The 5,855-nt window shown below is 68.8% G+C and carries 6 protein-coding genes; 2 read left to right on the top strand and 4 right to left on the bottom strand.

Annotated elements, in window-relative coordinates; genetic code table 11:
• A partial coding sequence (locus AX737_RS10750; protein WP_156453648.1) for an efflux RND transporter permease subunit occupies positions 1 to 773 on the top strand: 773 nt, incomplete at its 5' end.
• Between the two features lie 32 nt (positions 774 to 805).
• A complete protein-coding gene (locus tag AX737_RS10745) occupies positions 806 to 1,171 on the top strand; it encodes a hypothetical protein (protein WP_003596849.1) in 366 nt (121 codons plus the stop codon).
• Positions 1,172 to 1,420: 249 nt separating this feature from the next.
• Here the strand turns inward: AX737_RS10745 and AX737_RS10740 are convergent, their stop codons facing one another.
• From AX737_RS10740 to AX737_RS10725, 4 genes are all read right to left on the bottom strand, one after another.
• Positions 1,421 to 2,362 (bottom strand): cation diffusion facilitator family transporter, encoded by a 942-nt coding sequence (locus AX737_RS10740; protein ID WP_003596846.1) that lies wholly within the window; start codon positions 2,360 to 2,362, stop codon positions 1,421 to 1,423.
• 42 nt (positions 2,363 to 2,404) lie between these two features.
• The gene (locus tag AX737_RS10735) at positions 2,405 to 2,947 is read right to left on the bottom strand and encodes a hypothetical protein (RefSeq protein WP_003596842.1); all 543 of its coding nucleotides are present in this window, start codon (positions 2,945 to 2,947) and stop codon (positions 2,405 to 2,407) included.
• Positions 2,948 to 2,974: 27 nt separating this feature from the next.
• Positions 2,975 to 3,328 (bottom strand): hypothetical protein, encoded by a 354-nt coding sequence (locus AX737_RS10730; RefSeq protein WP_003596841.1) that lies wholly within the window; start codon positions 3,326 to 3,328, stop codon positions 2,975 to 2,977.
• A gap of 5 nt (positions 3,329 to 3,333) precedes the next feature.
• On the bottom strand, positions 3,334 to 5,855 hold a 2,522-nt coding region (locus tag AX737_RS10725; RefSeq protein ID WP_066921194.1), incomplete at its 5' end, for a CusA/CzcA family heavy metal efflux RND transporter.

Here is a 5,855-nt window from a genome sequence, read left to right as displayed (position 1 = left end):
GCGAGACCGACGGGCCGAACCAGATCCTGCGCGAGAACGCCCGGCGCCGCATCGTCGTGCAGGCCAACACCCAACCCGGCTCCGACATGGGAAAGATCGTCCAGGCCATCCAGGAGAAGGTCGCCGCGGCGAACTTGCCCAACGGGTACGCCACGAGCCTGGAGGGCTCTTTCCAGGCCCAGGCAGAGGCGAGCCGGACCATCGGCCTGCTGTCGCTGCTCTCCCTCGCCCTGGTCTTCGCGCTGCTCTACTCCCGTTACCGCTCGGTCGTCTTCACGCTGATCATCCTAGGCAGCATCCCGCTCGCCCTGATCGGCTCGGTGGCCGCCCTTTGGATAGCCGGGCAACCACTCTCGGTCGCCTCGATGATCGGCTTCATCACGCTGACCGGCATCGCCACCCGCAACGGCATCCTCAAGATCAGCCACTACCTGAACCTTGCCATCCACGAGGGCATGCCGTTCGGGCGCGACCTCGTCATCCGCGGCAGCTTGGAGCGGCTGGCGCCGGTCCTGATGACGGCGCTCTCGGCGGGCGTCGCCCTGGTGCCGCTGATGATCGGCGCCGACGCGCCGGGCAAGGAGATCCTGCACCCCGTGGCGGTGACGATCTTCGGCGGCCTGATCAGTGCGACGCTGCTCGACACCGTGCTGACCCCGGTGCTGTTCCTGACCTTCGGCCGCAAGCCCCTGGAGCGGCTGCGGGACGAGGCCCGTCACCGCCCCGAGGCTTCACCCGAGGCACCGAGAAGTTCGCCCGTCGAGGCGTTCTGAGACCTTCCCGACCCCCGAGAAAGGACATCGTCATGCGCTCCCCCTTCCGCCTCGCCGTCGTTGCCGTCGCCATCGCCCTCGCGTCGCCCTGCCTCGCCGCCGGCCCGAACGGCGGCCAGACGACGGTCGCCGATGGACATCCCGTCGAGTTCGTCGCGACCGAGACCGGCATCACCTTCTTCGTGACCGGTGAGGACGGCAAGCCGGTCGAGACCGCCGGCCTCTCGGCCAAGGCATTCGTGCAGGTCGGAGGCAAGACGGAGACGCTGACCCTGAAGCCGGGGGCGCCGAACAAGCTCATGGCCGACCTTAAGGCCCCGCTGGCGGCGGGAGCGAAGGTCGTGCTGTCCGCGAAGATGCACGGGCACAACATCCAGGCGCGGTTCGAGAAGCAGTAGGGCCGTCGGTGGGGCGGCCCGTGCGGTTCCTTCCGCGCAGGCCGCCTCGGCCCGGCTACCTCCGGGTCAGGACAAATGGCCCAGGAGCACCAGGAAGCCCAGGAGCAGGAAGCACACCGCCAGCACCTTGACGAGGTCGCGTCCCGCCCGCCTTCTGACGTGCGGACGGGCACGACGCCTGCCGCGCGGCTTGGACTCCCATCTCTCGATTTCCCGGGCCAGCTTCTTGCCTACCATGGCCGCGCCGCCTCAGACGGGAAGGTGCGGGAACTCCGCGGAGAGTGCCTCGTCCTCGACCTGGACGGTGACGTGCTCGATGCCGTGCCGCTCCTTCATTAGGCCCCGCACGGCACGGATCACCGCCGGCCCGCCGGCGACGTCGTCGACCACCACGTGCCCGCTCATCGCGTCGAAGCCCGACGTCAACGTCCAGGCATGCAGGTCGTAGGCGCGGCGCACCCCCGGCATCGCCTCGATCTCGGTCTTCAGGGCGGCGAGGTCCACGCCGGGAGGCGTGCCCTCCAACAGGATGTGAAGGGCTTCGCTCAGCAGTCGCCAGGTCCGGGGTACGATGAACAGGCCTATGCCGGCGCCGATGAGAGGATCGACCCAGGTCCAGCCCGTGCCCATCACCACGAGGGCCGCGAGGATGACGCCGACCGAGCCCAGCATGTCCGAAAAGACTTCGAAGTAGGCGCCCTTCACGTTGAGGCTCTCGGACGAGCCGCCCGACAGCAGCTTCATGCTGGCGAGGTTCACGCCCAGCCCAACCAGCGCCACCAGCATCATCGGCCAGCCGAGGATCTCGGTCGGCTCCACGAAGCGCCGATAGGCCTCGTAGAGGATGTAGGCGGTGACCCCGAGCAGCACGACGGCGTTGGCGAGCGCCGCGAGGATCTCGAAGCGCATATACCCGAAGCTCTTGCCCGCCGTCGGCGCCTTGGCCGCGTAGTGAATGGCGAGCAACGCCAGGGCGAGGCCGCCGGCGTCCGTGACCATGTGCGCGGCATCCGCCAGGAGCGCGAGGCTGCCGGTGAGCAGGCCGCCGACGACCTCGGCGAACATGTAGGTCAAGGTCAGCCCGAGCGCCCAGGCGAGGCGTCCCTTGTTGCGGGCCGCAGCCGAGCCCGAGGGAATGCCGCCGCCGTGCGAATGCCCATGGCCGCCGCCGTGTGCGTGTCCGTGTCCCATATGCCGATCCCAGGTTTGCGATGATGTGTCCGACCGCGGGTTTCAGGGCGCGATTCCGCCGATCAGGTCGGCCACGTGTGCGCCAGCCGGATGCCCGGCCTCGACGTGGTGCGTCCCGGAACAGGCCTGGTATCCGGGGCCGAACGTCGTCATGACGAGTTCGCGCCGTCCGTCCGCGGTTTCGCGGCTGGCCAGCAGCGCCTGCCCACCGGGCCAGAGTTCCGCATCCGCCGTCGGTCCCGGCTCGGGTTCGCCGTAACGGCGAACGCCTTCGTCGTGGATGGCCCGACGCGCTTTCGCGAGGTCGTCGCCGGAGAGTGGCACGCCGACCCAGACCACCTGCTGCAGCCCCTCGGTCCGGCAGATCACCAGGATGACCTCGGCCGTCCCGGGTCCCGTGGCCGGCCGCCAACCCTGCGGGTAGTACAGGGCCGTCAAGTTCGCCTCGCGGTCGACCTTCAGCGGACGGGGCACTTCGGAGAGCGGTCCCCACGCAAGGCCGAACGGCGCCTCGCCCGCATCGGCGGCGAGGGCCGGGACGACCGCGAATGCGGCCGCGTGAAGGACGCGCAGGTGCCACCTCATCGCTCGGTCTCCCGTCGGACCCGGTTCCTAGGACGCGGGTCCACGCAGTCGGTGGTAGAGGGCACGAACCGCGTCCGAGTAATCGGTGGCCGGATTGGCCGCGCAGAACGTGCGTAGGAAGTCCGCCTGGGCGGCCAAGGGCATGGAGGGCGGCGCGAGGTCCAAGCCCTCGTCGACCCCGTCCGGCGCCCGGATCAGCGCGCCGCTCATGAACCCCTGCGCCCAGGCGAAGTAGTCGCGCTCCATGGCTGGCTGCGCCGCGGCATCCGCGCCGAACCGGGCACAGGAGGCGGCACCGATGCCGACGATCTTGGTCGGCTCGGCCTGAACGGCCATGGTCAAGCCGAACCACACGAGCATGCCCGACCGGACCCTTCCCATCGGGGCTACTCCGCCGCCTTGAGTTGGCGAGGAACCGACGGCGCCGGGCGCTCAGCCGCTGCCGTGGTCTCGACCCTGCCGAAGCGCGCGTACAGGGCCGGCAGGACGACCAAGGTCAGCAAGGTGGCGCTGATCAGGCCACCGATGACCACGGTCGCGAGCGGCCGCTGGATCTCGGCGCCGGTTTCCGTGGCGATGGCCATCGGCACGAAGCCGAGCGAGGCGACGAGCGCCGTCATCGCCACCGGCCGCAGCCGGATCATGGCGCCTTCGAGGATGGCCTCGCGCTTGGGCCGTCCCTCGGCGACGAGTTGCTTGATGAAGGTCAGCATCACGAGGCCGTTCAGCACCGCCACGCCCGAGAGCGCGATGAACCCGACCGCCGCCGGCACCGAGATGGGCATGCCCCGCAGCCACAGCGCCGCGATGCCGCCGGTCAGGGCCAGGGGCACCGCGCTGAACACCAGCAGGGCGTCCCGGGGCGAGCCCAGCGCCGAGTAGAGCAGCAGGAAGATGAGGAAGAAGCAGACCGGCACCACGATCATGAGACGTTGCTTGGCGGAGGCGAGGTTCTCGAACTGGCCACCCCAGGTGACGTAGTAACCGGACGGAAGCTGGACCTGTGCGGCGACCTTTCCTTGCGCCTCCGCCACCAGCGAGCCGATGTCGCGGCCGCGCACGTTGGCCGTCACCACGACCCGACGCTTGCCGTTCTCGCGCGAGATCTGGTTCGGCCCCTCGGTCACCGAGAACGACGCCACCTGCTTGAGCAGGACCGAACTCGCCCGTCCGTTCAGCCCCGGAGGAAGCGGCACCGGGATGTTCTCCAATGCCTCGCGGTCCTCGCGCACCTTGTCGTTCAGGCGCACGACGATGGGGAAGCGCCGGTCGCCCTCGAACACCACGCCCGCATCCTTGCCGCCGATGGCCGCGCCGATGACCTCCTGGATGGCGCCGACGCTGAGCCCGTAGCGGGCGGCCTCGGCCTTGTTGATCTTGATTTCCAGGAACGGCAGGCCGGCGGTCTGCTCGACCTTGACGTCCTCGGCCCCGGTGATGCCGCGCAGCACCTGGGCGACCTGATTGGCCGCCTTGAGCATCGGCTCGAACTCCTCGCCGAACACCTTCACGGCGAGGTCGCCGCGGGTGCCGGCCAAGAGCTCGTTGAAACGCAGCTGGATCGGCTGGGAGAACTCGTAGACGTTGCCGGCGAGTTCGCCGACCGCCTTCTCGATCTGCTCCTGCAGGTCCGCCTTGGACAGGCTCGGGTCGGGCCATTCCTCCTGAGGCTTCAGGATGACGAAAGTGTCCGACGAGTTCGGCGGCATCGGGTCCGATGCGACCTCCGCCGTGCCGGTTTTCGAGAAGACGTAGGCAACCTGCGGGAATTTTGACACGGCCTGCTCGACCTTCAGCTGCATCGCTTGGGACTGGGTCAGCGAGGTCGAGGGGATGCGTGTGGCGTTGAGCGCGATGCTTTTCTCGTCGAGCTGCGGGATGAACTCGGTGCCCAGGCGTGTGGAGAGGATTCCCGCACCGACGAGGAGCAGGAGCGCTCCGACGACGAAGGCGACGGGCGCGCGGACCGCAGCGGCCAGCACCGGGCGGTAGGCTGCCTTGAACGCACGGATGATGAAGTTGTCTTCCTCGGTGACCTTGCCGGTGATGACGATGGAAATCAGGGCGGGCACGAAAGTCAGCGAGAGGACGAAGGCGGCCACGAGCGCGATGATGACTGTCAGCGCCATCGGCTCGAACATCTTGCCCTCCACCCCGGTGAAGGTCAGGAGCGGGACGTAGACCAGGATGATGATGGCCTGCCCGTAGAGGGAGGGCTTGATCATCTCCTCGGCCGAGGCCCGCACCGTCTGCAGGCGCTCCTCGGTGTCGAGGCTCCGCCCGAGTTCGTGCTGCTTCTCGGCGAGGTGCCGCAGGGCGTTCTCGGTGATGATGACCGCCCCGTCGACGATCAGGCCGAAGTCGAGCGCGCCGAGGCTCATCAGGTTGGCCGAGATCTTCGCCTCGACCATCCCGGTCATGGTCATCAGCATGGCGACCGGGATGACGAGCGCCGTGATGATGGCCGCGCGGATGTTGCCGAGCAGCAGGAACAGGATGACGATGACGAGGGCGGCGCCCTCGGACAGGTTCTTGGCCACGGTCTTGATGGTGGCTTCGACGAGGCGGGTACGGTCGAGGACGGTCTGCACCTCGACCCCCGGCGGCAGCGACTTGCGGATCTGCTCCATGCGTGCGTCGACCGCGGCGGCGACCTTACGGCTGTTGTCTCCGATCAACATCAGGGCCGTGCCGATCACGACCTCCTGGCCGTTCTCGCTGCCGGAGCCGGTGCGCAAGTCCTTTCCGATGCGGACCTCGGCGATGTCCCGGATGCGCACCGGGACGCCGGCACGGGTGGCGACGACCACGTCGCCGATCTCGTCCATGCTCTCCAGGCGCCCGGCGGCGCGAACGACGTAGCCCTCGCCGTTGTCCTCCAGGTAGCGGGCGCCCTGGTTGGCGTTGT

The sequence above is a fragment of the Methylobacterium sp. CCH5-D2 genome (assembly GCF_001556475.1).
Lineage (GTDB): Bacteria > Pseudomonadota > Alphaproteobacteria > Rhizobiales > Beijerinckiaceae > Methylobacterium > Methylobacterium hispanicum.
The sequence above is the reverse complement of the archived record's forward strand: the minus strand, read 5'-3'. Positions and strand labels throughout refer to the sequence as shown.

What these genes read in the sequence shown, in the direction of transcription:
- AX737_RS10730 (WP_003596841.1), bottom strand. Translation starts at nt 3,328, where the DNA reads ATGGGAAGGGTCCGGTCGGGCATGCTCGTGTGGTTCGGCTTGACCATG.
- AX737_RS10735 (WP_003596842.1), bottom strand. Translation starts at nt 2,947, where the DNA reads ATGAGGTGGCACCTGCGCGTCCTTCACGCGGCCGCATTCGCGGTCGTC.
- AX737_RS10745 (WP_003596849.1), top strand. Translation starts at nt 806, where the DNA reads ATGCGCTCCCCCTTCCGCCTCGCCGTCGTTGCCGTCGCCATCGCCCTC.
- AX737_RS10740 (WP_003596846.1), bottom strand. Translation starts at nt 2,362, where the DNA reads ATGGGACACGGACACGCACACGGCGGCGGCCATGGGCATTCGCACGGC.